This window comes from Klebsiella sp. GW_Kp181 (genome assembly GCF_040062315.1).
Classification (GTDB): Bacteria; Pseudomonadota; Gammaproteobacteria; order Enterobacterales; family Enterobacteriaceae; genus Klebsiella; species Klebsiella oxytoca.
In genome coordinates, this window is the sequence record NZ_JBEAFR010000084.1 from 41,271 (window position 1) to 67,380 (window position 26,110).

Here is a 26,110-nt window from a genome sequence, read left to right on the forward strand (position 1 = left end):
AATGAAAAATGAACCCGATTATTGATGGTATTTTAGTAATGGAAGGCGGCTATACCAACAATCCTAAAGATAAAGGTGGAGCCACCAACTGGGGGATCACTGAGGCAACGGCCCGAGCTCATGGTTATACAGGAGAGATGATCAACCTGACGCGAGCTGAAGCATTTTCTATCCTCGAAGAGGATTACTGGATCAAACCCGGATTTGAGCAGATCTCAACTATATCCTGGCCCATTTCTTTCGAACTCTGCGATGCCGCAGTCAATATTGGCCCCCACTATCCTTGCGTCTGGCTACAGCGCTGGCTCAACGCGCTAAACCGGGAAGAAAAAAGTTACCAGGATATCAAAACCGATGGCAAGATTGGCCCTCGGACCCTCTCCGCTCTCAATCACTTTCTGACCTTAAGGGGCAAACAGGGTGAAGAAGTGCTGATAAAAGCGCTCAACTGCAGCCAGGGAGCCTACTATCTGGATATCACAGAAAAAAACAAAGGTAATGAAGAGTTTATTTATGGCTGGATGAAGGCCAGAATCACCTGAGATCATCGTAGCAATACAGCTAATAAAAGACTCAGGGACGAGACTTTTATTAGCATAAATATAGACTGGACATCACTTAATGAATTTTTGCATTTTCCAGAGCCTTTTTAATCTTCTCGCCAAGAATTTTCAAAATCGGCCCTGCAAATACCCCGCCAAGACCCGCGGCGAGCAACACCATATTAAAACTAAGCTCTTTTTCAATCGCCACGGCGCTGAGCAAAAAACTAGTAAAACAGGAAATCACAACCTGGGTTAAACAGTGCATGATGCCCTTATGGGAATGATCATCACCTTCTTGCTTATCACGCCGGATAAGGTAGCTAACAAACCCGCCCCAGGCTCCGATAGCAATAATGGTGATAAAAATTTCGACTTCCAGCAAAACGACTTCCGTTGTCGCCAAATGATTTGGAATAGACATAGAACACTCCTTGATGAAGGCGTACAAAATGGTACCCAATAAGTGTAAATAGGTTAGCTATTTACCAGTAATCAAAGAGCATCAAACCAAACCATATTAACTATATCGTTTGAAGTGATACTCCTCAGCGACGAAATGATGACAGAGTGTGTAACATGGAAACAATTTCATTTATCACTGATATATTTTTACTGTTTCTGTTCCATGATGCATAAATCTGTATAGATTTAAAAGTGAGTTCCGGTGGCGGTTGCACAAACTTAATATCATATTTACGCTGATTTTTATAGAATAGCGCCAATTTCAACGGCATCAGGGCTATTAATGAAGTACGTTCAATCATACTCATCAGGCCATTGAGGGAGTCGCTACGATAGCCAATAATACGTGACCCTTTATAATAAAGATCATCTTTAAAAAGACCCTTATCATTAATAATCATCGGGGAGTGCATGCCCGGCTGATACATCGCATGACGGGAGGAATAGAAATGATGTAATGAAAGATGAGGCAAGGTACTTAAGATATGATTACTGGCAAAAATGCAGACAAAGCTTTTGAAGCTATCGATCAGTTGATTATCAATCCCGGGGACGTTCAACGGCTCGGTACCAATCAGAACATCACATTCTGCTGTAAGCAGTAGCTCCGTCATCATCTCACGAGAGAGATTTCTTGATGAATAATGGTTGAGTAATACCCGTTCAAAGATATCTCCGGCATAAAGCTGTGAGAGATAGTAAGCCTCAACGATATCACCGCCTAAAATAGTCAGCCGGGCATCACGACTCCCTTTATGCTCGGGAATAAAGGTACTATTTATCAGTTCCATAACCTGACGGAAATTTTGATGGATCTCTATCGCTTTAGCGGTGGGTAACAGGCCATCTTTACCACGGATAAACAACTCTTCCTGATAATAGCTCTGTAAACGGCGAAGCGCCAACGAGACCGCCGCCGGAGTGATACCAAGTTTTTTTGCTGCTTTGGCAGCATTTCCAGCTGAAATAACAGCGTCAAGGGTCTTGATTAAATTGTAATCAAAATCCTTGTTGGCACCTTTCGATCCCATCCGCTGTCAGCCTCTAAAAACGAAAAAAGCAATATAGATAATACTCAAAATAAATCAATTCTTAGCCCTTATAAATAATAGGTTAATTAAAAAGATAGGGGCTGTGGATAGAAAAAAGCCTGAGCGCGAAGGCCCAGGCTTAGTGGAAGACTGAAAATGAAATGCAATTAGCGGGTCAAATCATCGAAAAATTTCTTCACGCCATCGAAGAAACTTTTGGAGCGCGGGCTATTCTTTTCACCCGTTGGGCCACCAAAGCTTTCCTGCAGATCTTTCAGCAGCTGCTTTTGTTTATCGTTCAGGCCAACCGGCGTTTCGACGACCACGCGGCACAGCAGATCGCCCTGCGCGCCGCCGCGAACGGACTTCACGCCTTTACCGCGCATCCGGAACAGCTTACCGGTCTGCGTCTCGCCCGGTATTTTAAGATTTACACGACCGTCCAGCGTCGGGACTTCGATTTCACCGCCGAGAGCAGCCATAGTGAAGTTGATCGGTACTTCACAGTACAGATTATTTCCTTCACGCTCGAAAATGGCGTGCTGCTTAACCTGAACCTGAACATACAGATCGCCTGCCGGTGCGCCATGCTCGCCGGCTTCACCTTCACCTGCCAGACGAATACGGTCGCCGGTATCAACGCCCGCCGGGATTTTAACCGACAGCGTTTTCGTTTTCTCGACGCGGCCATGACCGTGACATTTATTGCACGGATCTTTGATCAGCGTACCGCGTCCCTGACAGTGCGGACAGGTCTGCTGAACGGCGAAGAAGCCCTGTCGCATCTGAACCTGGCCTGCCCCGTGGCAGGTCGGACAGGTCTGCGGCTGGCTGCCCGCTTTGGCGCCGCTGCCATGACATACGTCGCACTCTTCCAGAGTCGGGATACGGATCTCTTTCGTTACGCCGCGAACGGCTTCTTCGAGCGTAAGATCCATGTTATAGCGCAGGTCCGAACCGCGCGATGCGCGCTGACGACCGCGTCCGCCGCCGAAAATATCGCCGAAAACATCGCCAAAGATATCGCTGAAATCCGCGCCGCCGCCAAAACCGCCGCCGCCCCCCATACCGCCCTGCTCAAACGCAGCATGGCCGTACTGATCGTAAGCTGCACGCTTCTGGGCATCAGTCAGGATTTCATACGCTTCTTTGATTTCTTTGAACTTTGATTCTGCCTCTTTATCGCCCTGGTTGCGGTCCGGGTGATACTTCATGGCCAGGCGCTTGTACGCCTTTTTGATTTCACGCTCTTCCGCTGTTTTGGAAACGCCTAAAATCTCGTAATAGTCTTGCTTTGCCATTGGTGTTTTTCAGCCCCTTAACATGCGTGCACGGGCGGAGAGGAAACCTCTTCGCCCGTGCCAGTGTTTTACCCGTTCAAAGGGCGATTATTTTTTGTCTTTCACTTCTTCGAACTCAGCGTCAACAACATCGTCGTCCTTCGCGTTGCTCTCGGAAGCGTCAGCGCCGCCAGCCTGCTGCTGTGCGTGCTGCTGCTGAGCGATTTCCATCAGCTTCTGGGAAGCCTGGGCCAGCGCCTGCATTTTCGCTTCAATATCGGCTTTATCTTCACCTTTCAGGGAAGTTTCCAGCGCGGTCAATGCAGACTCGATAGCTGTTTTATCGTCAGCCGGCAGTTTATCGCCCGCTTCTTCAACCTGCTTACGGGTGCTGTGCAGCAGATGGTCACCCTGGTTACGGGTCTGAACCAGTTCTTCAAACTTACGGTCAGATTCCGCGTTAGCTTCTGCTTCACGAACCATTTTCTGGATCTCTTCTTCGTTCAGGCCAGAAGAGGCTTTGATGGTGATCTTCTGCTCTTTACCGCTGTTTTTGTCTTTCGCGGAAACGTGCAGGATACCGTCGGCATCAATATCGAAGGTGACTTCGATTTGCGGCATGCCGCGCGGCGCCGGGTTAATCCCATCCAGGTTGAACTGACCCAGAGATTTGTTATCAGATGCGCGTTTACGTTCACCCTGCAGCACATGGATGGTTACCGCAGACTGGTTGTCTTCCGCAGTAGAGAACACCTGGCTGTGCTTAGTTGGGATAGTGGTGTTCTTGTTGATCAGCGCAGTCATCACGCCGCCCATGGTTTCGATACCCAGAGAAAGCGGGGTAACGTCCAGCAGCAGTACGTCTTTTACTTCACCGGTCAGAACACCGCCCTGGACAGCTGCGCCAATGGCCACGGCTTCGTCCGGGTTAACGTCTTTACGCGGCTCTTTACCAAAGAACTCAGCAACTTTCTTCTGCACCATTGGCATACGAGTCTGGCCGCCAACGAGAATAACGTCGTTGATGTCAGACACGGACAGGCCAGCATCCTGCAGAGCAACTTTCAGCGGCTCGATGGAACGGTTAACCAGATCTTCTACCAGGCTTTCCAGTTTCGCACGGGTCACTTTAATGTTCATGTGTTTCGGACCGGTGGCATCTGCGGTGATGTACGGCAGATTCACGTCGGTCTGCTGAGCAGAAGAGAGTTCAATCTTCGCTTTCTCAGCGGCTTCTTTCAGGCGCTGCATCGCCAGCGGGTCGTTACGCAGGTCGATGCCCTGATCTTTCTTAAACTCGTCAACGAGGTAGTTGATCAGACGGGTGTCGAAGTCTTCGCCGCCCAGGTGAGTATCACCGTTGGTCGCCAGAACTTCGAAGGTTTTTTCACCGTCAACTTCGTCGATTTCGATAATGGAGATATCGAAAGTACCACCACCAAGGTCGTATACCGCAATAGTACGGTTGCCGACTTCTTTATCCAGACCGTAAGCCAGCGCAGCGGCTGTCGGTTCGTTGATGATACGTTTGACTTCCAGACCTGCGATACGGCCGGCGTCTTTGGTTGCCTGACGCTGAGCATCGTTGAAGTAAGCTGGTACGGTGATTACCGCTTCAGTTACCGGTTCGCCCAGGTAATCTTCAGCCGTTTTCTTCATTTTCTTCAGCACTTCAGCAGAGATCTGCGGCGGTGCGGTTTTGGTGCCTTTCACATCAAGCCATGCGTCGCCGTTATCTGCGGCCACGATTTTGTACGGCATGATAGAAACGTCACGCTGGACTTCTTCGTCCTGGAAGCGGCGGCCAATCAGGCGTTTAATCGCAAACAGGGTGTTTTGCGGGTTTGTCACTGCCTGACGTTTAGCCGGCTGACCAACCAGAGTTTCACCATCCTGGGTATAGGCAATGATAGAAGGCGTGGTGCGATCGCCTTCGGCGTTCTCCAGCACGCGTGCAGTAGTGCCATCCATAATCGCTACACAAGAGTTGGTAGTACCCAGGTCGATACCAATAATTTTACCCATCTAAACGTCTCCACTAAAAATTCAGTCAACATGTGGTTGTGAACCTGTAATAAGGGCGAAACGTGCGGTTTCAACTACCCAGACATCATTTTTTTTTCAGGTTCATTCACTGCGGTTGACTACAAGATGGGGTCACCCGCGACTTCATCAAGGGGGGGATACAAAAAATTTTTACTCTGACCGCGTCGCCGGGTACATCCCGACAGCCGAAAACGCGCGAAATGCCGCGCTAAAAACGCCCATTACATAATTTAAAATTATAATTAAACCTAAATACATTCACACCGTAATTGACATAATCCGCAATCATTACGTGCTAAATACAATAAAGTTCCAGTGATAAAATGCGTCGTCCTAATAACCCATCTAATAATCAGGAAATCCTCATGAAATCACTGATTCATATATCAGCAGGATTATTTTTGAGCGCAACGTTAGTCGCGTCGGCGTCCGCTAACGATCATAAAATTTTAGGGGTTGTCGCCATGCCGCGAAATGAGACTAACGATCTCACCCTGAAGCTACCGATATGCAGGGTAATTAAGCGTATCCAGCTGACTGCCGATCGCGGCGATGTCCAGCTGTCCGGCGCAACGGTGTACTTCAAAGTCAGCAACAGCACCAGCCAAATCCTCAGCGTCCCGTCAACTATAAAAGAAGGGGAAACGACCGGCTGGATTAATATTAATAGCGACAACGACAACAAACGCTGCGTTAAAAAAATCGCTTTTTCTGGTCACACCATTAACTCTTCCGATATGGCCTCGCTAAAAATTATCGGCGACGATTAATATTCCGGTTCACATTATCAAAACGCTTATGAAGATTAATTATCTGGATGATGAAGACCTCTCTTTTCTGCATCGCTGCAGCGAAGAGCATCTGGAAACATTCACTCGAATTCTGACTCACAATGAGAATGGAAAACCCCGGCTTTCAAGTACGCTATTGCGTAATGAAACCTTTCAGGCGATGGAAGGACACCCTGAGCGCTATCGCCGCAACTGGCAGCTCATTGCCGGGGAACTCCAGCACTTTGGCGGTGATAGCATCGCCAACACGCTGCGTCGTCATGGCAAGTTCTATCGCGAAATTTTGCTGGACGTCTGCAAGAGACTAAAAATCAAAACCGATAAACAAGCCTCTACCCCGGAAATAGAACAACATCTCCTGGAACACTTTCTGGAGCATAGCTGGAAAAAGATGGATGAGCGGCAAAAAGCCGACTTCTTTAGTGCCGTTGAGTGTCGTGTCAAAGAGCAGAAAGAGCTGCTTCCCCATCTGCTTCAGACAAATAAGTTAGCGCAGGGAGTCTCGCATCTTCTTGAAACCCGACTGACGAAGATCCTCCGCACCCACGCCGCGGTGAGCGTCATCGGCCACGGGCTGGTACGCGGAGCAGGGCTTGGCGGACCGCTCGGCGCCGCGTTTAATGGGGTAAAAGCCGTGAGCGGCAGCGCATATCGGGTGACCATTCCAGCCGTGTTGCATATTGCCTGTTTAAGGCAAATGACCAGACTTCATCAGGGAAAAAATGAAATTGGCGAAAAATACCCCGCCAGATCATAGACAGTATCGTAACGCCTAATTATTATGCCGCGCCCCGACGCAGAGACGGCGGGGAATGCTTCCCTTTCTAATCATTATTTTGAGGAATTATGGGCAACACTAAGTTGGCTAATCCGGCACCGCTGGGCCTTATGGGCTTCGGCATGACCACTATTCTGCTTAACCTGGCAAATAGCGGCCTGTTCGCGTTTGATGTAGCTATCCTGGCGATGGGCATTTTTTATGGCGGCATTGCGCAGATTTTTGCCGGCCTGTTGGAATTTAAAAAAGGCAACACTTTTGGCTTAACCGCATTTACGTCTTACGGCGCTTTTTGGCTGACGCTGGTTGCCATTCTTCTGATGCCGAAAATGGGCCTTGCTGAAGCGCCTGATGCACACTTCCTCGGTATGTACCTTGGATTGTGGGGCGTTTTCACCCTGTTCATGTTCTTTGGCACTCTGAAAGCCGCACGTATGCTGCAGTTTGTTTTCCTCAGCCTGACCGTGTTGTTCGCTCTGCTGGCGATTGGCCACCTGGCTGATAACGAAGGCATTGTGAAGATCGCTGGCTGGGTGGGTCTGGTCTGCGGCGGCAGCGCCATCTATCTGGCGATGGGTGAAGTGCTGAACGAGCAGTTTGGCCGCACCGTTCTGCCAATCGGCGAAAAGCATTAATTCATTGTCGCCGCTCGTTCACGAGCGGCGACATGAGTCACCTTGATTTAAGGCAGACGCTGCAGTTCAGCTTTCGGCGCTGCAACCTGCTGATCCAGTCCCTGACGCAGCCAGATCCCCAACCCCAATCCCATAGACGACAGTGCCAGCACGTACCACGCGGGCGCCATCGGCGAAACGCCCATCAGCATGGTCACCGCAATCGGCGTCAGGCCGCCAAAGATGGCGTAAGAGACGTTATAAGAGAACGAAATACCGGTAAATCGGACCTCCGCCGGGAACGCGCGCACCATCACATACGGAACCGCCCCGACCACGCCAACGCATAACCCCACCGTACCGTAGAGCAGGAACAGGCGCTGCGGGCTATCACCGGAAAGATGATAGAAAGCCCAGCTTGCCGCAGCGAGGAATAAGCTGCCGACAATAAACGTGCGGCTGGCGCCAAAACGATCGGCGGCCAGGCCTGCCAGCAGGCAGCCGATACAGAGCATGATGGTAGCGATGCTGTTCGCCTGCAGGGTGATGGCGGGAGCAAAGCCGTAGTGTTTTTGTAGCCAGACCGGAGACATGAGGATCACCACCACCACGCCTGCGGATAACAGCCAGGTCAGCAGCATTGAGACCACAACCGCCTTCTGATGCTTCAGCGCGACGGCTTTAACCGGCAGCTCCTGCGCTAATGCCTTACGCTGCTGCATTTCGAGGAAAATCGGCGTCTCCTGAAGCCAACGGCGCAGATACATGGCGACGAGGCCAAATGCGCCGCCTAACAGGAACGGGATACGCCAGCCGCCATCGTGGATACCCTGAGGGGTGAGGTGCGTATTAATCAGCGTCGCGACGACCGAACCGAGTAAAATACCCACCGTCAGACCGGCAGTCAGCGTACCGCAGGCGATACCTATTCTTTTTTCCGGTACATGCTCGGCAACGAAGACCCAGGCGCCGGGAACTTCGCCGCCAATTGCTGCGCCCTGAAGAATGCGCATCAGCAACAGCAAAATCGGCGCCACGATGCCCATCGACGCGTAGGTAGGCAGCAGACCAATCGCCAGCGTAGGCAGCGCCATCAGTAAAATGCTCAAAGTAAACATTTTCTTACGACCAACCAGATCGCCAAAGTGGGCCATAATGATGCCGCCAAGAGGACGCGCTAAATAGCCTGCCGCAAAAATGCCGAAGGTTTGTACCTGTCGCAGCCACTCAGGAATATCCGCCGGGAAAAACAGCTCGCCGACAACGGCGGCAAAGAAAACAAAGATGATGAAATCATAAAACTCCAGCGCGCCGCCAAGCGCGGCAAGCGTCAGGGTTTTATAATCCTGTCGGTTCAGGGGTCGGGTATAGTGTGACATAACGAGCAATCATCCAGAGGTGTGAAGAGATTCTACGCAGTGTGTAAAGTAAAAAACACTATATCGTAAATAAAACAACACACCACTGATGTTGCAGGTTATTTCAGGAATGCATTAAATTCAGGATAATGTTTCACGTCTCGCGCTTTTAGGGCGAAAAGCTGCTACAACATTGCCGTTTGTTTCGACATATGGCCCCTCAAGCAACTGTACACAATACGGTACACTTGCAAAAACTCCGTGCACCAGCACGTTACCCTCAGCATCTTTTACGCCTTCCAGGGTTTCTTCAATCGCTTTCGGCTGCCCGGGCAGGTTAAGGATCAGCGCCTGCTTGCGAATAACGCCAACCTGGCGAGAAAGAATGGCCGTCGGCACAAAATGCAGGCTCACCTGGCGCATTTGCTCGCCAAAGCCTGGCATCACCCGATCGGCAATCGCCAGCGTCGCATCCGGGGTCACGTCACGGCGAGCCGGGCCCGTGCCACCGGTAGTCAGGACCAGATGACAGCCCATTTCATCAACCAGTTCGCACAGCGTTTGCTCGATAATAACCTGTTCATCCGGGATCAAGCGGGTTTGCAATTCGAAAGGCGTGGATAGCGCACGGGCCAGCCACTCTTCGAGCGCCGGGATGCCTTTATCCTGATAGACGCCGCTGGAGGCGCGATCGGAGATGGAAACTAAGCCGATTCGTAAGGTGTTCATGATTATTCCGTTCAAACAGTATTAATAGCCAGAATAATACACCGAGGGGAGCAAGGCAGACAGTTTAATGTGGCCGACGGGCGTCGGCCACATGGGGGATTACAGCAGATCGCCGATCATTTTTTCCAGTTTTTCCTGGTCGATCGCAAACTTACGGATACCTTCCGCCAGTTTGTCTACCGCCATCGGATCCTGATTGTGCTGCCACAGGAATTCGGATTCGGTGATGCGAGCCGGACGGGCTTTCACTTCGCCGCTGAAAGACAGTTTACGCTCAACCGCGCCTTCGCTTTCAGCCAGCTCTTTCAGCAGGGCCGGAGCGATGGTCAGGCGATCGCAGCCGGCCAGTTCCAGGATCTCGCCAAGGTTACGGAAGCTTGCGCCCATAACCACAGTTTCGTAGCCGTGCTGTTTGTAGTATTCGTAGATTTCGCTCACGGACACCACGCCCGGATCTTCTGCCGGCGCGTATTCTTTCTTATCGGTGTTCGCTTTGTACCAGTCGAGGATACGGCCCACAAACGGAGAAATCAGGAATACGCCCGCTTCCGCACAAGCACGCGCCTGAGCGAAGGAGAACAGCAGAGTCAGGTTACAGTTGATGCCTTCTTTTTCCAGCTGCTCAGCGGCGCGAATGCCCTGCCAGGTAGAAGCCAGTTTGATCAGAATGCGATCGTTACTGATGCCGGCATCGTTATACAGCTTGATTAGGCGCTTAGCTTTGGCGATAGATGCATCGGTGTCATAGGACAGACGAGCATCAACTTCGGTGGAAATACGGCCAGGGATCAGCTTAAGGATTTCGAGACCAATGTTCACCGCCAGCTTATCGGAAGCATCGATAATCTGCTGCGCGCGATCGCTACTCTGGCCGCGAGCCCAGGCAACAGCGTCATCAATCAGCTTACGGTACTCAGGGATCTGAGCCGCGCCGAGAATCAAAGAAGGGTTAGTCGTGGCGTCCTGAGGCTGATACAGCTTCATTGCCGCGATATCTCCGGTATCAGCTACGACAGTGGTGTACTGACGCAGAGAAGTCAATTTATCCGTCATGATAGTGTTTCTCTTAAACAGCAGTTAAGGGGATGTAACCGGTCTGCCAAGATGATAACACGCTGCCGGGGCAGCGCAACCGCCTACAATGCATGAGCGCAGAGTGTGATAAACTGGGCCAATTAATTACCTGAACACTAAAGGATTGTCACTGGATTGGTAGCGCTTACACTCGCGCGCCGATATGGGCAAGAGGATGCTTGATGCCTGATTTTCTGTCGTTTATCAATGAAATACTTTGGGGCTCGGTAATGATCTACCTGTTACTGGGAGCTGGCGTCTGGTTTACCTGGCGAACAAAATATATTCAGTTCCGTTATATCCGCCAGTTCAGCAAAAGTCTGAAAAAAAGCCTTCAGCCGCAGCCCGGCGGCTTAACGTCTTTTCAGGCGCTGTGCATGAGCCTGGCGGCGCGCGTGGGCAGCGGCAATATGGCTGGGGTTGCGCTGGCCATTGCCGCTGGCGGCCCGGGCGCCGTTTTTTGGATGTGGATCTCGGCGCTGCTCGGCATGGCCAGCAGCTTCGCCGAATGCTCTCTGGCGCAGCTTTATAAAGAGCGCGACTCTCGCGGCCACTTTCGCGGCGGTCCGGCCTGGTATATGGCCCGGGGGCTCGGCATGCGCTGGATGGGCGTGCTGTTCTCTATTCTTCTCCTGCTGGCCTACGGTGTTATTTTTAACACCGTCCAGGCCAACTCCGTTGCCCATGCCATGGAGTATGCGTTTCGTTTACCTGATGTCATCACCGGCGGCGTGCTTGCGGCCCTGACCCTACTGGTCATCATTCGCGGTATTCGCGGCGTAGCGCGCTTGATGCAGTGGCTCGTGCCGGCTATGGCTTTGCTGTGGGTGATGGCCAGCCTGGTCATTGGCTTGTGGCATATCAGCGCCCTGCCGACGATTTTTGAAATTATTTTCCGCTGCGCTTTCGGTTGGCAGGAGGCCGCTGCAGGCGCGGTGGGCTATACCATCAGCCAGGCGCTCACCAGCGGCTTTCAGCGCGGGATGTTCTCCAATGAAGCGGGTATGGGTTCGACGCCAAATTCTGCCGCCGCCGCTGCCTCCTGGCCACCTCATCCCGCAGCGCAGGGGATCGTACAAATGATCGGCGTCTTTATTGATACCATCGTCATCTGTACCGCCAGCGCCGTGATCATTATGCTGGCGCCAAGAGACGGCAATGAAGGGGTGGCAAACGGTATTCAGGCTATCCAGCACTCGATGAACAATCTTGTCGGCGACTGGGGTGCCAGCTTTGTCGCTTGTATCGTGCTGCTGTTCGCCTTCAGTTCGATCGTCGCAAACTATATCTATGCCGAAAATAACCTCATCTTTCTGCGCATGGATAGCCTCCGCAACATCTGGCTGCTGCGTCTGCTGACGCTGTGCATGGTCATCACCGGAGCGGTAGTCAGCCTGCCGGTAGTCTGGCAGATGGCGGATATTATCATGGCGCTGATGGCGATAACTAACCTGACGGCTATCCTGCTGCTGTCGCCGACGGTGCGCATCATTGCCAGCGATTACCTGCGGCAGCGCAAGCTGGGCCAGCGGCCGGAATTTGACGTCACCCGCTACCCTGAAATCCATCAACAGCTGGTACCGGGAACCTGGGATAACCTGCCGCGCGAATAGCGCGGCAATCGCAGCTATCGATCCTCTCTTGAGGTTTTTTTGCTAAAGTCGTCAAAAATTTCCCGTAAGGACTGGATATGCTCATTCTGATTTCACCTGCCAAAACGCTTGATTATCAAAGTCCGCTGGCAACGACGCGTTATACTCAGCCAGAGCTGCTGGAACACTCTCAGGAGCTTATCGGCATTGCCCGCCAGCTGTCGGCACCACAGATTGCTAAACTGATGGGCATCAGCGACAAGCTGGCCGATCTGAACGCGACCCGCTTCCACGACTGGCAGCCAGACTTCACCCCGGACAATGCCCGTCAGGCGATCCTGGCGTTTAAGGGCGATGTCTATACCGGCCTGCAGGCAGAGACCTTTAGCGAAGCTGATTTCGATTTTGCCCAGCAGCATCTGCGGATGCTGTCCGGCCTGTATGGCGTTCTGCGCCCGCTGGATCTGATGCAGCCGTATCGCCTGGAAATGGGTATTAAGCTTGAGAATACGAGGGGTAAAGACCTGTATCACTATTGGGGAGACGTCATCACCGATAAGCTGAATCAGGCACTGAAAGCCCAGGGCGACGATATCGTGGTCAACCTTGCCTCTGATGAATACTTCAGGTCGGTGAAAGCCAAACGGCTTGAGGGCCAGCTGATTAAGCCGGTATTCCTTGATGAGAAAAACGGCAAGTTTAAAGTGATCAGCTTCTACGCTAAAAAAGCGCGCGGCTTGATGAGTCGTTATATCATTGAGAATCGCTTAACGAAGCCTGAGCAGTTGACCCGCTTTGATAGTGAAGGCTATTTCTTTGACGCCGAGGCTTCGGATAACGGAGAACTGGTCTTTAAACGCCACGAGCAGTAAAAACACGCTCCCCTGCTGCGGATAATGCAGGAGGGGAGCGCTGAATCAGGCTTAACCCATCATCAGCTTACGCAGCGCGGCAAAATCAGCCGGCAGATCATGCGACAGCAGCGGCAAATCGGCACGATCGGCCAGCTCTTTCGGCAGCGGCAGCGTCTCCTGCAGAATCTCTTCCACGCTCTCTTTAAATTTCGCCGGATGCGCCGTGCCGAGGAACAGGCCATATTCGCCAGGCTGCAGCTGGTCGCGTAGCGCGCGATAGGCAATCGCCGCATGCGGTTCAGAGGTATAGCCGATGGCTTTCAGCTCACGCATGGTCTTTTTGGTGGTTTCATCATCCACCGCCGCGTAGCCCAGCTCGTTCAGACGCCAGATTTTACGACGGAACAGCTCTTCCACACGCGGCCAGTTGTTCGGCTGGCTGACGTCCATCGCGTTAGACAGCGTGGCCTGAGTCGCTTTTGGCGACCAGTTACCGTCCTGCAGGAAGCGCGGCACGGTATCATTGGCGTTAGTCGCCGCGATAAAACGCTTGATCGGCAGCCCCAGAGATTTAGCCAGCAGACCGGCGGTCAGATCGCCAAAGTTACCGCTGGGTACCGAGATAACCAGCTGATTACGGGCTTCCTGAGGCAGCTGAGCAACGGCTTCAAAGTAGTAGCAAATCTGCGCCAGCAGGCGGCTGATATTGATTGAGTTAGCCGAGTTAAGACCCAGCGCGGCTTTCAGCTCTTCATCATCAAATGCCTGCTTAACCAGCGCCTGGCAGGCATCAAAGTCACCGTCGATTGCTACGGTTTCAATGTTGCCGCCCAGGGTGCAGAACAGCTTTTCCTGCAGCGGGCTGATTTTGCCGCGCGGATAGAGAATGACGACTTTGACGTTAGGCAGACCATAGAACGCATGCGCAACCGCCGCGCCGGTATCACCCGAGGTGGCCGTCAGAATAGTAACCGGTTTGTCGCCTGCGATATGGGTCAGCATTTGCGCCATAAAGCGGCCGCCGAAGTCTTTAAACGCCAGAGTCGGACCGTGAAACAGTTCGAGGCAGCCGACGTCGTCCTGCACTTTACTTACCGGTGCCGGGAAGGTAAAGGCGGCGCCGATACGTTCTTGCAGAACCTCCTGCGGGATCTCGTCGCCGATAAATGCCGACAAAATTTTTGCGCTACGCGACACGAAGTCCTGCTGCAGCATTTCGTCGATTTCAGTCAGGCTGAATTCCGGCAGATCGTGCGGGAAGAACAGCCCCTGATGCTTGCCAAGCCCCTGCGTAACGGCCTGCGCAAAGCTGACCTGTTCGTTATGATCTTTTAAGTTATAGAGTTTCATTGGTTATCCCACTACTCGAGCGCCCGCCGTGTCCAGCCGGCAAATATGAACGAAGCCTTCCTTATTTTGCAGATAGTGCGTAGCCAGCCAGTCGGCGACGCGCTGCGCGGTTTCCGGTTTATCGCATAATGCAAACAACGTTGGACCGGAACCGGAAATGCCGCACGCCTGCGCGCCAATTTCCATTGCTGCCTGACGCGCTTCGCTGAAGCCCGGCAGTAGTTTGGTACGATACGGTTCGGCAATGACATCTTTCATCAACTTCGCCGCCAGCTGAGGCTGACGGCTATAGCAGGCGTGAATAAAGCCCGCCAGATGGCGACCGTGGGCAATACAGTCCTGACGGCGATACTGCGCCGGGAGAATGGCCCGCGCTTCCGCAGTTGAGACTTTAATCCCCGGATAGGCCAGCACCCACAGCCATTCATCAAATGCCGGTATCTGCTGGCTGATGATGCCATTTTCCTCAAGCATCAGCTGAATCCCGCCCAGATAGCAAGGGGCGACGTTATCATAGTGAATGCTGCCGGAAATCCGCCCTTCCATCTCGCCCATCAGCGCCAGCATTCGGCTCTCATTGAGCGGCTTACCGCAGAATTCATTCATCGCCACCAGCGCGGCAACCACGGAACAGGCGCTGGAGCCCAGGCCGGAACCAATCGGCATGTTTTTTTCCAGCGTCATCGCCACCGGTACCTGTTTGCCAATCTCCTGGCAAAAACGCTCCCAGCATTGATAGACGATATTCTCCTGCGCAGCCGTCGGCAGTTTACTGGCGAAGCGACCCACGTTTTGCAGGCTAAAGCTCGCCGCCGCTTCAACCGAGACGTTGTCCCCCAGCAGCGTGCCGTCGACCGGCGTTACCGCCGCGCCCAGCACGTCAAACCCGACGCTCATGTTGGCACTGGAAGCCGGGGCATATACTTTGACCATCTTAAACTCCTAACTTCCATGACAGGGTACGCAGCAGGTCGGCAAAAACGCCAGCCGCGGTGACATCATTCCCCGCGCCATAACCGCGCAGCACCAGCGGCAGTGGCTGATAATAGTGGCTGTAAAACGCCAGCGCATTCTCGCCGTTTTTCACTTTAAACAGCGGATCGTTGCCGTCTACCGCGGCAATTTTCACGCGGCAGGTGCCATCCTCTTCGATATTGCCAACATAACGCAAGACTTTACCTTCATCGCGCGCTTTAGCGACCCGTGAAGCAAACTCATCATCCAGTGACGGCAGACGCGCCATAAAGCTATCAACATCGCCGTTGGCATCAAAATCCGCCGGCAGCGCCGGCTCTACGATAATGTCAGACAGCTCCAGCTCTCGCCCTGTTTCACGAGCCAGAATCAGCAGCTTACGCGCGACATCAACGCCAGAAAGATCGTCGCGCGGATCCGGTTCGGTATAGCCCATCTCACGCGCCAGCTTCGTCGCGGCAGAGAAGCTTACGCCCTCATCCAGCTTGCCGAAGATAAATGACAGCGAGCCGGACAGAATACCGGAGAAGTGCAGCAGTTCATCACCGGCATTCAGCAAATTTTGCAGGTTTTCGATTACCGGCAGCCCCGCGCCGACGTTGGTGTCGTAGAGAAACTTGCGTCGTGAGCTGCTCGCGGCATGACGCAGCTGATGATAGTAATCCAGCGATGAGGTATTGGCCTTTTTGTTCGGCGTCACCACGTGGAAGCCTTCGCGCAGGAAATCGGCATACTGATCGGCCACCGCCTGGCTGGAGGTACAGTCGACAATCACTGGGTTCAGCAGATGGTACTCTTTCACCAGACGAATGAGTCGTCCCAGGTTGAACGCATCTTTGGCTTCCGCTAGCTCATCGCGCCAGTGTTCCAGGTTCAGACCGTGTACGTTGGTCAGTAAAGCGCGAGAGTTGGCTACCCCGCAAACGCGCAGGTCAATATGTTTACTCTTCAACCAGCCCTGCTGGCGCTTAATCTGTTCGATCAACGCGCCGCCGACGCCGCCGATGCCAATAACAAACACTTCTATCACCTGATCGGTATTGAACAGCATCTGGTGCGTCACGCGAACGCCGGTAGTCGCATCATCGTTGCTGACGACAACGGAGATGGAGCGCTCGGAAGAGCCCTGTGCAATCGCCACAATGTTGATATTGGCGCGCGCCAGCGCAGCGAAGAATTTGGCGGAAATCCCGCGTAGCGTCCGCATGCCATCGCCGACAACCGAAATAATCGCCAGGCGTTCCATGATCGACAGCGGCTCAAGCAGCCCCTCTTTCAGCTCCAGATAAAATTCATCTTCCATTACCCGCTTCGCCCGAGCGCAGTCGCTCTGCGGCACGCAGAAGCTGATGCTGTATTCGGATGAGGATTGGGTGATAAGTACGACGGAGATTCCCGCGCGGGACATAGTGGCGAACACGCGCGCCGCCATGCCAACCATCCCCTTCATCCCCGGACCGGAGACGTTGAACATCGCCATGTTATTGAGATTAGAGATACCTTTCACCGGCAGATCGTCTTCATCGCTGCTGCCGCCGATAAGCGTACCCGGCGCCTGCGGATTACCGGTATTTTTGATTAAACAGGGGATCTGGAACTGGGCGATGGGGGCGATAGTACGCGGGTGCAAAACTTTAGCGCCGAAGTAGGAAAGCTCCATCGCTTCCTGATAGGACATCGACTTCAACAGACGCGCATCCGGGACCTGACGCGGGTCGCAGGTATAAACGCCGTCAACGTCGGTCCAGATCTCACAGCAGTCGGCGCGCAGGCAGGCTGCCAGTACCGCTGCGGAGTAGTCAGAGCCGTTACGGCCCAGCACCACCAGCTCACCCTTTTCGTTACCCGCGGTAAAGCCCGCCATCAGCACCATATGGTCAGCCGGGATCTGGCTGGCGGCAATGCGACGAGTCGACTCTGCGATATCTACGGTGGATTCGAGGTAATGGCCAACGGCAAGCAGTTTTTCAACCGGGTTAATCACCGTGACGTTATGACCGCGCGCTTCCAGCAAGCCGGCCATAATGGCGATTGAGAGCTTTTCACCCCGGCAAATAAGGGACGCGTTAACGCTATCCGGACACTGCCCAAGCAGGCTAATACCGTGCAGAACGTGTTTGATTTGCGCAAATTCCTGCTCGACAAAAACCTTCAGCTGAGCGTGTGGAAAGCCCGGCTGAGCATCGGCGAGCCCTTGCAGAAGTTCGGCGAAAATGCGTTCGGCATCAGCGATATTGGTCAACGCATCCTGCCCGCCGATCGTTTTTTCGATCATCGCAACCAGGTGGTTAGTGATCTTCGCCGGGGCAGACAGTACGGTCGCTACCTGCCCCTGCCTGGCATTACTTTCCAGAATATCGGCAACACGCAGAAAACGTTCTGCATTTGCCACTGATGTACCGCCGAACTTCAACACACGCATGGTTATGACCCCTTGATTTTTTATCGAAAAAAAAGCCCGCACTGTTCAGGTGCGGGCTTTTTTCTGTGTTTCCTGTACGCGTCAGCCCGCACCGTTACCTGTGGTAATAGTGGTGGTGATAATCGTGGTGATCATGCCGATGCGATTCATGGATGTTGTGTACTCTGTAATTTTTATCTGTCTGTGTCCTGTGCCTATATTGGTTAAAGTATCTGCCGACTTAAGTCAATGAATTTCTACTTTTAGCCGGTTTTTATGCACCTGGCCAATACGCCACAACAACCTGATACTTCATCCGTATTTACGCATTTCTTCGTTGTTTTTTAGCACATAAAACTATGTTGAAACAACATGGCAGAGCTTTACTCTGGAAGGTTTTTTTCAATATCATGCAGTAAACGATGCAGCATGGCGGTGTCTCGCTGCTGCAGCAGACCTATTCGCTGCTGAAGCCAGTCGGTCAATTTTATATCGTCGCCTACGCCGAGGCGATTGAGCAGATCGAGCGTGCGCAGACGTAACGCCTGCAGCTGATTGTCATCGACGCCTGGGGCTACGGTCGTGGTTTTTTGCAGCAAAGAGGTCAGCTGATAGCAATATACCATCACCGACTGCCCCAGATTCAGCGAAGGATAGTCTGCCGCCATCGGCACGCCGGTCAGCACATCGGCAAGCGCCAGCTCTTCATTGGTCAGACCGGAATCTTCACGGCCAAATACCAGCGCGGCATGATGCATCCACTGCGCTTTCTCTTCCAGTAGCGGTAAAAGCTGCTGCGGCGTCGCGTAGTAGTGAAAACGAGCCCGACTGCGGGCCGTCGTGGCGACGGTAAAATCGACATCGTGTAGCGCCTGCTCCAGAGTGGCATAAGTCTGAATATTATCGAGAATATCGCCGGAGCCGTGCGCGACCCAGCGCGCGGCAGGCTGCAAATGAGCCTCGCTATCGACGATCCTCATATCGCTAAACCCCATAGTTTTCATTGCCCTGGCTGCCGCACCCACGTTTTCTGCCCGCGCCGGGGACACTAATACTATTGATAAACGCATTCGTTCTCTCTTTTGCTTTTCCAGGCGTGGAAATGACAATTCATCCCTTCATTTTACGCGTCGTAAATTTACAAATTTGCAACAAAAATCACTAAATTTGAGCTTTATCACCCATAAAAAAAACTAAACTATTCCCAAGGCACCATGACACAGAGTATGTTAACAGAACAGCTTTATCCGTATGTTTGGCAATGAGATTTATGCCCGAATACGTTTTGAAGCTTTGGATTCACCACGTTTATTATTTTCTCATTGCAACTAGTTGAGCAGGGTATGAATTGTGAGTATGAATCCGGTTTAGATGCAATGATTTCACATGACTGTTAACGTGCTACAATTGAACTTGATATATGTCAACGAAGCGTAGTTTTATTGGGTGTCATGCCTCACTTAGCCTGTTATGTTGCTGTTAAAATGGTTAGGATGACAGCCGTTTTTGACACCGTCGGGTCCAGAGGGAAAGTACCCACGACCAAGCTAATGATGTTGTTGACGTTGATGGAAAGTGCATCAAGAACGCAATTACGTACTTTAGTCATGTTACGCCGGGCATGTTAATTTGCGACATGCACCAGGCAGGTCAGGGACTTTGGTACTTCCTGTTTCGATTTAGTTGGCAATTTAGGTAGCAAACATGCAGACCCCGCACATTCTTATCGTTGAAGACGAGTTGGTAACACGCAACACGTTAAAAAGTATTTTCGAAGCAGAAGGTTATGATGTATTCGAAGCGACCGATGGCGCGGAAATGCATCAGATCCTGTCTGAAAATGATATCAACCTGGTGATCATGGATATCAACCTGCCAGGCAAAAATGGTCTCCTGTTAGCACGCGAGCTGCGTGAGCAGGCGGACGTCGCGCTGATGTTCCTCACCGGTCGCGATAACGAAGTGGATAAAATCCTTGGCCTCGAAATCGGCGCCGATGACTATATCACTAAACCGTTCAACCCGCGTGAACTGACGATCCGCGCTCGCAACCTCCTCTCCCGTACCATGAACCTGGGTACCGTGAGCGAAGAACGCCGCAGCGTAGAAAGCTATAAGTTCAACGGCTGGGAGCTGGATATCAATAGCCGTTCGCTGGTAAGCCCAAATGGTGAGCAGTATAAGCTGCCGCGCAGTGAATTCCGCGCCATGCTGCACTTCTGCGAAAATCCGGGCAAAATCCAGTCGCGTGCAGAACTGCTGAAGAAAATGACCGGCCGTGAGCTGAAGCCGCACGACCGTACCGTGGACGTGACCATCCGTCGCATTCGTAAGCATTTTGAGTCCACTCCGGACACCCCGGAAATTATCGCCACCATTCATGGCGAGGGGTACCGCTTCTGTGGCGACCTGCAGGAATAACTCCGTTTTTCTTGCTGTCATAACGTAAAAACGGCGCTATTCGCGCCGTTTTTTTATTTCCAGATCCTGAGCCTATCGTCATCATCGCCAACATCATCGCCAACGCCTGGCTGATTATCTTTGGCTTTCGGCAGAGATAACGCGTACCAGTCAACATGGCGCGTCAGGAACATAAGCGCACTTAACGCCAGCAGCAGCACACCGGTTCCCAGCAATAATGCGCTATCTTCCGAACGCAGCAGCAGCCACATAATGCCATCCAGCAGCAGTAGCGCACAGACGAACAGGAAGCTATTCCGCCACCCTTTCAGCACCGCCTGAAGATACACGCCATTGATGAGCGCGCCAATCAAACTGGCGGCAATCCATGATGACGTAAAGCCGATATGTTCGGACAGCGCCAGCAGCACCAGATAGAACATAACCAGCGACAGCCCCACCAGCATATACTGCATGGGGTGCATACGATAAAGGGTTAAACTTTCAAACACAAAGAACGCCATAAATGTCAGTGCTATCAATAGAATGGCATATTTTGTCGCCCTGTCGGTCAGCTGATATTGATCGGCAGGTGTGGTGACATTCACGTTGAATGCAGGTAGCTGACGCCACTCAATTTCCCGGTCATCGACAAAAAACCTGGCCATATTGTTGGCAAACCAGGTGCTTTGCCACTGTGCGCTATAGCCTGTTGGGCTAACCTCACGCTTGCCGGGTAAAAAATCGCCAAGGAATCCCGGATGCGGCCAGTTGCTGGTTAGCTGTAGCGTGCTGTTGCGCCCAAGCGGTACCACCGAGAAGCTGCCGCTACCATTCAGATTAAGTGTGAATTCAATATCCAGCGCTTTTTGTTCAGGTAACAACAGCGGCATTGGCATATGAATGCCCTCTCCGCTCTCGCCAGTGCCGGGCCCTGGCTCAACGGACAGCGTCTCGCCGTTGACCTCAGGAGCCTTAATCTCGCCAATCCCGCGCGCATCGCTAACGCTAACGACCAGAAATGGCCTCCCCAGCGTAATCGTACTTTTCCTGAGCGCCGTGATTCGTGCCGGGTCAAAATGCGCCTTGATGCTGAGATTATTGTGCCAGATTTGCCCTTCATAGATACCGACCCGCCGGGATTCAACGTCCTGATTACCGTTAACCGCCAGCGTCTCCGGCAGCCAGTAATGCACCCATTGATTCTGATATTCGACCGTTTTTTTGCCCTCAACCCGAGTCAACGTCTCGGTTACGGGAATGGCGATGAGCGGCCCGGCCAGCTTCTGCGCCCCGCTGGTGCTGCTCTCCAGAGCCTCAATGACGTCGCTACGATAATCCGCGCGTTCGTCGATCAGCTGTCTGACAATCATCAGCGGGATCGACAACAGTAAAATACATCCCAGCAGGGTGCTCATTTTCCAGAATAGTGGTGATTTCAACATAGCCCTCTCCTTAGTGATGCGCTCACCTTAATGAGGCTATGTGGGGAGAGTTTGAAGCTATGTGAAGTGAGCGTGAAGTCTCAGCAAAGCGCACGCCCCGCCTTCAGGGCGATTAATCAGCTGAATATCCCCCTGATGCAGGCGCGCAACCTCACGCACAAATGCCAGCCCCAGGCCGCTGCTTTTATGTCCATCGTCGCGCGGCAGTGAGTAGAAACGCTCAAAAATACGCCCCAGCGCATAGTCTGGAATACCGCTTCCCGTATCGCTTACGGTCAAGAGTACGCCGCCATCGTTTTCTTCCGCGCCAAGCAGGATCTCTCCTTCCACAGGAGTGAAATCGATAGCGTTATCAAGGAGATTGCCCAACGCCTGCGCCAAAAGCTCGCGATCGCCCTCAACCGTCAGGGTTGTCTCCTGCCAGCGTAGCCTGAGGTTTTTCGCCGCCAGCGCGATCTCTCGCTCCTCGGCAAGGCGGCGAAAAAGCGCCGCTACAGAGACGGGACGCCTGGCGATCTCCAGCCGATTCTCCAGTCGGGCCTGCTGGAGTAAATTTTCTACTAGCGACTGCATACGCGCATTCTGCGCCAGGATATTACGGGTAAAACGCGCGGCGATCTCAGGCGGAGGCGCTTCCTGGAGAATTTCTGCCGCGCCGCGAATCGCCGCCAGCGGGCTCTTCAGCTCATGGGTCAAGGCATACACGTAGTTTTCAATGGCGTTTTTTCCTTCCAGCTTAAGGCGCATACTCTCCAGCGCCTGCGCCAGCCTACGCAGTTCGCTGCCGCCGACATCCGGCAACGGAACCGGGCGGTCGGCGGTCACGGAGTCCGCGTAGCGAACCAGCTTGCCGATGGAGAAATTAATCCACCACACCATCCCGGCGCCGATCAGTAGCGCGATACCCAGCAGCGCGCCTCCGGCCCACAGAATACGGCGCTCGCTGCGTTTGATTACCGGGGCCATGGCCAGATTGGGTTTCCCAACGCTCAGCACGCCAATGATCCGGCCATTGTCGCTCACCGGCGCGGCAATATACATCACCGAGCTGTTGTCGTCGTTCGGGTCGCTGCGGGTACTGCGCGCCCCATATTGACCGCGTAAAGTGAGCCAGACATCGTTCCAGCGCGAATAGTCCTGTCCCAGCGCTTTGCCCGCCGAATCAAATACCACTTTGCCCTGCGCGTCGGTCAGATAGATATGATATTCGTTACGCACTTTATTAATGCCGGCGATATTGGCGTTAATCGGTTGTCGATGAAGCGACTGGAAAGCCTGGGCCAGCCGCCCATGCTGGGGATCGGCGGAGAGTAAATCCTCGCGGGCCAACTCGGCAAGCAAGGTGGCCGTATCAATCAGCGTACCTTCCGTTGCCCGCCGCACCCCGGGCTTAATCTCCTGGACAAAGATGGAAAGCACAAACCAGGCCGCGATAGCGACAATCAAAAAATAGCCCAGCAGCAGCCGCATTCCGATGCGCATCACTAACCTCCAAGGCTGTATCCCATGCCGCGATGCGTACTAATAGGGGAGATATTGGGGTTAACTTCTCGCAGCTTCGCGCGCAGCGTTTTGATATGGGTATCCACGGTGCGATCGAAGCTCTCGTTCGCGTCGCCCCAAACTTGCTCCATCAGCAGCTGGCGAGAAAAAATGCGGCCGGGAGAGTGAAGCAGCGTTTTTAATAATAAAAACTCATAGCGGGTCAGATTCAGGGGCTGTCCGCACCACGTAACCTGAGCCGCAGCGTCATGCAGAGTAAATTCCCCTACCCGTAGCAGCGGCGAAGGCGCGGCAAATTTTTGCAGCCGCCGCAGGACGGTGCGCACCCTGGCGCACACTTCACGAGGGGAAAAGGGCTTGGCGATATAATCATCGGCGCCGATTTCCAGGCCAAGCAGCTTATCCACCTCTTCGCTGCGGGCCGTCAGGAACAGCACCGGCAACGCCGGATAGCGGGCCAGCAGACGACGGCATAGCTCAAAACCGCTGATATCCGGCAGCCCGACGTCGAGGATCGCCAGGTCGGGTATTTGATGATGGGCGGCATCCAGAGCGGGTAGCCCGCGCTCAAACGCCGTAACGATAAATCCTTCCTGTTGCAGCATGTAGACAAGCGTATCGGCAATGCTGAGCTCATCTTCCACCAACCAGATCCGCGGTTGTTGCATCGGCGTTCCCTGTTATTTATTCCATGGCATAATCGGCACGGCGCTAAGCGCATTCTTCGGCGAGCCATCAACGATTTTATCTGAATAGGTCAGATAGACCAGCGCATTGCGTTTCGCATCATAAAAACGCACGACCTGCAGCTTTTTAAAAACCAGCGAGGTGCGTTTCTGGAATACCACATCGCCCTGCTTTTTCCCGTTTTTAATTTTATCCGTCAGCTCAATGGGCCCCACCTGCTGACAGGAAATTGCGGCATCAGAGGTATCTTCCGCCAGGCCTAACCCGCCTTTAATTCCGCCGGTTTTCGCGCGACTGATGTAGCACGTCACGTTCTGGACATCCGGATCGTCAAAGGCCTCCACGACGATTTTATGATCCGGACCAAGAAACTTAAATACCGTATCCACGGAGCCGATTTGCTCCGCCTGGGCCACCTGACAGCCGGCCAGTAAAAACATTCCTGCAACTAACTTCTTGTATTTCATATTGTTACCATTCTTAAAAATTTAGCTGAGTGATTATCACTCATTATGAAGAAAAGTTTTATAGATCACAGCTTTACAAAATTACCACCGATACTTGTGGAATAATCGCATTTAAAAGCAAAAAAAACACTGAATGCTAAAACATCAAAAAATGCTATTATCCGCTACCTTTAGTATCAGGCACCTGAGTTTAAGGATGGGGATATTTTATGGATCAAGCAGGGATTATTCGCGATCTCCTTAGCTGGCTGGAAGGTCACCTGGATCAGCCACTCTCACTGGACAATGTGGCAGCGAAGGCAGGTTATTCCAAGTGGCATCTGCAAAGAATGTTCAAGGACGTCACCGGCCACGCCATCGGTGCCTATATTCGCGCCCGTCGCTTATCTAAGTCAGCGGTTGCCCTGCGCCTGACCGCACGTCCGATTCTCGATATCGCGCTGCAGTATCGTTTTGATTCGCAGCAGACGTTTACGCGTGCTTTCAAAAAGCAGTTTTCGCTGACGCCAGCCCTCTATCGACGCTCTCCAGACTGGAGTTCTTACGGTATGCGCCCTCCGCTGCGTCTGGGCGAGTTCACCATGCCGCAGTATGAATTCGTCACGCTGAACACCACTCAGCTGGTTGGCGTCACTCAGAGCTATACCTGTAAGCTGGAAGAGATCTCCGATTTCCGTAATCAGATGCGCGTTCAGTTCTGGCGTGAATTCCTCGCCAATACGCCGTCAATTCCTCCGACGCTGTACGGCCTGCACGAACCGCGCCCCAGCATGGATAAAGACGATGAGCAGGAGGTGTTCTACACCACCGCGCTGACGCCGGAGCTGGCTAACGGTCACCTGCACAACGCCCATCCGGTGACGCTGGAAGGCGGCGAGTACGTGATGTTTACCTACGAAGGATTGGGTACCGGGTTACAGGAATTTATTCTGACGGTTTACGGCACCTGCATGCCGATGCTCAACCTCACCCGCCGTAAAGGTCTGGATATCGAACGTTTCTTTCCGGAAGATGAAAGCCGGAATCAGGAACCGCCCATTCAGCTACGCTGCGAATACCTGATCCCGATTCGTCGTTAACGCTGTAGTTCATCCATCGCGGGGGCATCAAGATGCGAAACATCCCCCGCGGTTTCCACTACCCATCCTGACGCCAGCCAGGGGCTCTGCTGATAGTCAACGCGGGAAATGGAGCAGTTGCGCAGACGCAGACGTCGCTCCGCGTATGCCGGCAAACCAAGAATCGTACTCACCAGACATCCCAGCGCCATGCCGTGGCTCACCAACAGCGGCCGGCTGCCTGCGGGCAGTTCCAGGCAAGATGCCAGCGCCGCATGCATACGCTCGCTCAGCTCCTGCATCGATTCCCCCTGCGGGATACGCCCATCGGGCGTGCCGTTGACCAGCTGGCGACGCCAGCCCTCTTCTTCTTCGCTTAGCGAGTCAATATGGCGCTTTTCCAGCACGCCCATATCCAGCTCACGCAAGCGTGAATCGGTTATGACGCTGCATCCGCAGGCTTCAGCGATGATTTCTGCGGTACGCCGCGTCCGACCTAAGTCGCTGGCAATTATATGCGTAATCCCCAGCGTTCTGGCGCGCTCGCCTACCTGCCAGGCCTGACGCTCACCGTGGGCGGTAAGCGGACTGTCGGACTGGCCCTGAATACGTCGCTCGGCGTTCCACTGCGTTTCACCGTGGCGAACAAGGTATACCTGTAACATGCTTT

At 53.0% G+C, this 26,110-nt stretch carries 26 protein-coding genes and 1 other annotated feature; of the genes, 8 read left to right on the top strand and 18 right to left on the bottom strand.

Annotation, left to right across the window (positions count from 1 at the left end; all coding sequences use genetic code 11):
* Positions 1-8 precede the first annotated feature (8 nt).
* Positions 9-542 carry a glycoside hydrolase family 108 protein gene (locus ABLV11_RS24405; RefSeq protein ID WP_024273704.1) on the top strand — a complete coding sequence of 178 codons (534 nt, stop codon included), beginning with the start codon at positions 9-11 and terminating at the stop codon, positions 540-542.
* A 76-nt stretch (positions 543-618) separates the two neighbouring features.
* On the opposite strand, the gene ABLV11_RS24410 is transcribed toward ABLV11_RS24405, so the two are convergent.
* From ABLV11_RS24410 to dnaK, 4 genes are all read right to left on the bottom strand, one after another.
* Complete coding sequence (locus ABLV11_RS24410) at positions 619-966, bottom strand: phage holin family protein (protein ID WP_105889666.1); 348 nt, start codon at positions 964-966, stop codon at positions 619-621.
* A gap of 124 nt (positions 967-1,090) precedes the next feature.
* The gene (locus ABLV11_RS24415) at positions 1,091-2,038 is read right to left on the bottom strand and encodes a LysR family transcriptional regulator (protein WP_004108397.1); all 948 of its coding nucleotides are present in this window, start codon (positions 2,036-2,038) and stop codon (positions 1,091-1,093) included.
* 167 nt (positions 2,039-2,205) lie between these two features.
* Complete coding sequence (gene dnaJ / locus ABLV11_RS24420; RefSeq protein WP_004108399.1) at positions 2,206-3,339, bottom strand: molecular chaperone DnaJ; 1,134 nt, start codon at positions 3,337-3,339, stop codon at positions 2,206-2,208.
* Positions 3,340-3,426: 87 nt separating this feature from the next.
* Complete coding sequence (dnaK, locus tag ABLV11_RS24425; protein WP_004108401.1) at positions 3,427-5,343, bottom strand: molecular chaperone DnaK; 1,917 nt, start codon at positions 5,341-5,343, stop codon at positions 3,427-3,429.
* A 386-nt stretch (positions 5,344-5,729) separates the two neighbouring features.
* Between dnaK and ABLV11_RS24430 the strand changes: the two genes are divergently transcribed.
* The 3 genes from ABLV11_RS24430 (at position 5,730) to satP (ending at position 7,568) form a co-directional block, all read left to right on the top strand.
* On the top strand, positions 5,730-6,134 hold the full coding sequence (locus ABLV11_RS24430; RefSeq protein WP_348855925.1) for a DUF2541 family protein: 405 nt from the start codon (positions 5,730-5,732) through the stop codon (positions 6,132-6,134).
* Between the two features lie 28 nt (positions 6,135-6,162).
* Positions 6,163-6,912 carry an acidic protein MsyB gene (msyB, locus tag ABLV11_RS24435; protein WP_004108405.1) on the top strand — a complete coding sequence of 250 codons (750 nt, stop codon included), beginning with the start codon at positions 6,163-6,165 and terminating at the stop codon, positions 6,910-6,912.
* An 89-nt stretch (positions 6,913-7,001) separates the two neighbouring features.
* On the top strand, positions 7,002-7,568 hold the full coding sequence (satP, locus tag ABLV11_RS24440) for an acetate uptake transporter (protein ID WP_004110413.1): 567 nt from the start codon (positions 7,002-7,004) through the stop codon (positions 7,566-7,568).
* A 47-nt stretch (positions 7,569-7,615) separates the two neighbouring features.
* Here the strand turns inward: satP and ABLV11_RS24445 are convergent, their stop codons facing one another.
* The 3 genes from ABLV11_RS24445 to tal all read right to left on the bottom strand — a co-directional run bounded on the left by ABLV11_RS24445 (position 7,616) and on the right by tal (position 10,687).
* The gene (locus tag ABLV11_RS24445) at positions 7,616-8,926 is read right to left on the bottom strand and encodes an MFS transporter (protein WP_348855927.1); all 1,311 of its coding nucleotides are present in this window, start codon (positions 8,924-8,926) and stop codon (positions 7,616-7,618) included.
* 120 nt (positions 8,927-9,046) lie between these two features.
* Entirely contained in the window at positions 9,047-9,634 is a 588-nt protein-coding gene (gene mog, locus ABLV11_RS24450) for a molybdopterin adenylyltransferase (RefSeq protein ID WP_004108410.1), read from the bottom strand.
* Positions 9,635-9,733: 99 nt separating this feature from the next.
* Positions 9,734-10,687: a transaldolase gene (gene tal, locus ABLV11_RS24455; protein ID WP_004108412.1), complete on the bottom strand. Its 954-nt coding sequence runs from the start codon at positions 10,685-10,687 to the stop codon at positions 9,734-9,736.
* 203 nt (positions 10,688-10,890) lie between these two features.
* Here tal and ABLV11_RS24460 point away from each other — a divergent pair, with 203 nt between their 5' ends.
* Both ABLV11_RS24460 and yaaA read left to right on the top strand, forming a co-directional pair.
* Positions 10,891-12,321, top strand: coding sequence for a sodium:alanine symporter family protein (locus tag ABLV11_RS24460; RefSeq protein ID WP_004108414.1), 1,431 nt, complete (start codon positions 10,891-10,893; stop codon positions 12,319-12,321).
* A 77-nt stretch (positions 12,322-12,398) separates the two neighbouring features.
* Positions 12,399-13,172, top strand: coding sequence for a peroxide stress protein YaaA (yaaA, locus tag ABLV11_RS24465; RefSeq protein WP_126488404.1), 774 nt, complete (start codon positions 12,399-12,401; stop codon positions 13,170-13,172).
* Positions 13,173-13,223: 51 nt separating this feature from the next.
* Here the strand turns inward: yaaA and thrC are convergent, their stop codons facing one another.
* From thrC to yjjY, 6 genes are all read right to left on the bottom strand, one after another.
* Complete coding sequence (thrC, locus tag ABLV11_RS24470; protein ID WP_004108418.1) at positions 13,224-14,504, bottom strand: threonine synthase; 1,281 nt, start codon at positions 14,502-14,504, stop codon at positions 13,224-13,226.
* A 3-nt stretch (positions 14,505-14,507) separates the two neighbouring features.
* The gene (thrB, locus tag ABLV11_RS24475; protein WP_004110407.1) at positions 14,508-15,437 is read right to left on the bottom strand and encodes a homoserine kinase; all 930 of its coding nucleotides are present in this window, start codon (positions 15,435-15,437) and stop codon (positions 14,508-14,510) included.
* A gap of 1 nt (position 15,438) precedes the next feature.
* A complete protein-coding gene (gene thrA, locus ABLV11_RS24480; protein WP_224329930.1) occupies positions 15,439-17,901 on the bottom strand; it encodes a bifunctional aspartate kinase/homoserine dehydrogenase I in 2,463 nt (820 codons plus the stop codon).
* Between the two features lie 25 nt (positions 17,902-17,926).
* Positions 17,927-18,044 (bottom strand) — a sequence feature (Thr leader region).
* Entirely contained in the window at positions 17,983-18,051 is a 69-nt protein-coding gene (gene thrL / locus ABLV11_RS24485) for a thr operon leader peptide (RefSeq protein WP_004222578.1), read from the bottom strand. It overlaps the preceding feature by 62 nt.
* Before the next feature lie 212 nt (positions 18,052-18,263).
* Positions 18,264-18,950: a tRNA/rRNA methyltransferase gene (locus ABLV11_RS24490; protein WP_017145035.1), complete on the bottom strand. Its 687-nt coding sequence runs from the start codon at positions 18,948-18,950 to the stop codon at positions 18,264-18,266.
* Positions 18,951-19,348: 398 nt separating this feature from the next.
* The gene (yjjY, locus tag ABLV11_RS24495) at positions 19,349-19,489 is read right to left on the bottom strand and encodes a protein YjjY (RefSeq protein WP_001541509.1); all 141 of its coding nucleotides are present in this window, start codon (positions 19,487-19,489) and stop codon (positions 19,349-19,351) included.
* A gap of 95 nt (positions 19,490-19,584) precedes the next feature.
* Here yjjY and arcA point away from each other — a divergent pair, with 95 nt between their 5' ends.
* Entirely contained in the window at positions 19,585-20,301 is a 717-nt protein-coding gene (gene arcA, locus ABLV11_RS24500; RefSeq protein WP_002887843.1) for a two-component system response regulator ArcA, read from the top strand.
* A gap of 53 nt (positions 20,302-20,354) precedes the next feature.
* Here arcA and creD read toward each other — a convergent pair whose 3' ends face one another.
* Genes creD through creA form a run of 4 tightly spaced genes read right to left on the bottom strand, consistent with a single transcriptional unit; the run spans position 20,355 to position 24,382 of the window.
* Positions 20,355-21,725, bottom strand: coding sequence for a cell envelope integrity protein CreD (gene creD / locus ABLV11_RS24505; RefSeq protein ID WP_004110399.1), 1,371 nt, complete (start codon positions 21,723-21,725; stop codon positions 20,355-20,357).
* A gap of 57 nt (positions 21,726-21,782) precedes the next feature.
* A complete protein-coding gene (creC, locus tag ABLV11_RS24510) occupies positions 21,783-23,207 on the bottom strand; it encodes a two-component system sensor histidine kinase CreC (protein ID WP_126488399.1) in 1,425 nt (474 codons plus the stop codon).
* Positions 23,208-23,209: 2 nt separating this feature from the next.
* The gene (gene creB / locus ABLV11_RS24515) at positions 23,210-23,896 is read right to left on the bottom strand and encodes a two-component system response regulator CreB (RefSeq protein ID WP_004108429.1); all 687 of its coding nucleotides are present in this window, start codon (positions 23,894-23,896) and stop codon (positions 23,210-23,212) included.
* 12 nt (positions 23,897-23,908) lie between these two features.
* Positions 23,909-24,382 (bottom strand): protein CreA, encoded by a 474-nt coding sequence (gene creA / locus ABLV11_RS24520; RefSeq protein ID WP_004110391.1) that lies wholly within the window; start codon positions 24,380-24,382, stop codon positions 23,909-23,911.
* Positions 24,383-24,591: 209 nt separating this feature from the next.
* Here creA and robA point away from each other — a divergent pair, with 209 nt between their 5' ends.
* Complete coding sequence (gene robA, locus ABLV11_RS24525) at positions 24,592-25,461, top strand: MDR efflux pump AcrAB transcriptional activator RobA (protein ID WP_004108433.1); 870 nt, start codon at positions 24,592-24,594, stop codon at positions 25,459-25,461.
* Here robA and gpmB read toward each other — a convergent pair.
* Complete coding sequence (gene gpmB / locus ABLV11_RS24530; RefSeq protein WP_004108435.1) at positions 25,458-26,105, bottom strand: 2,3-diphosphoglycerate-dependent phosphoglycerate mutase GpmB; 648 nt, start codon at positions 26,103-26,105, stop codon at positions 25,458-25,460. The two genes, robA and gpmB, sit on opposite strands and share 4 nt — an antisense overlap.
* Positions 26,106-26,110 lie beyond the last annotated feature (5 nt).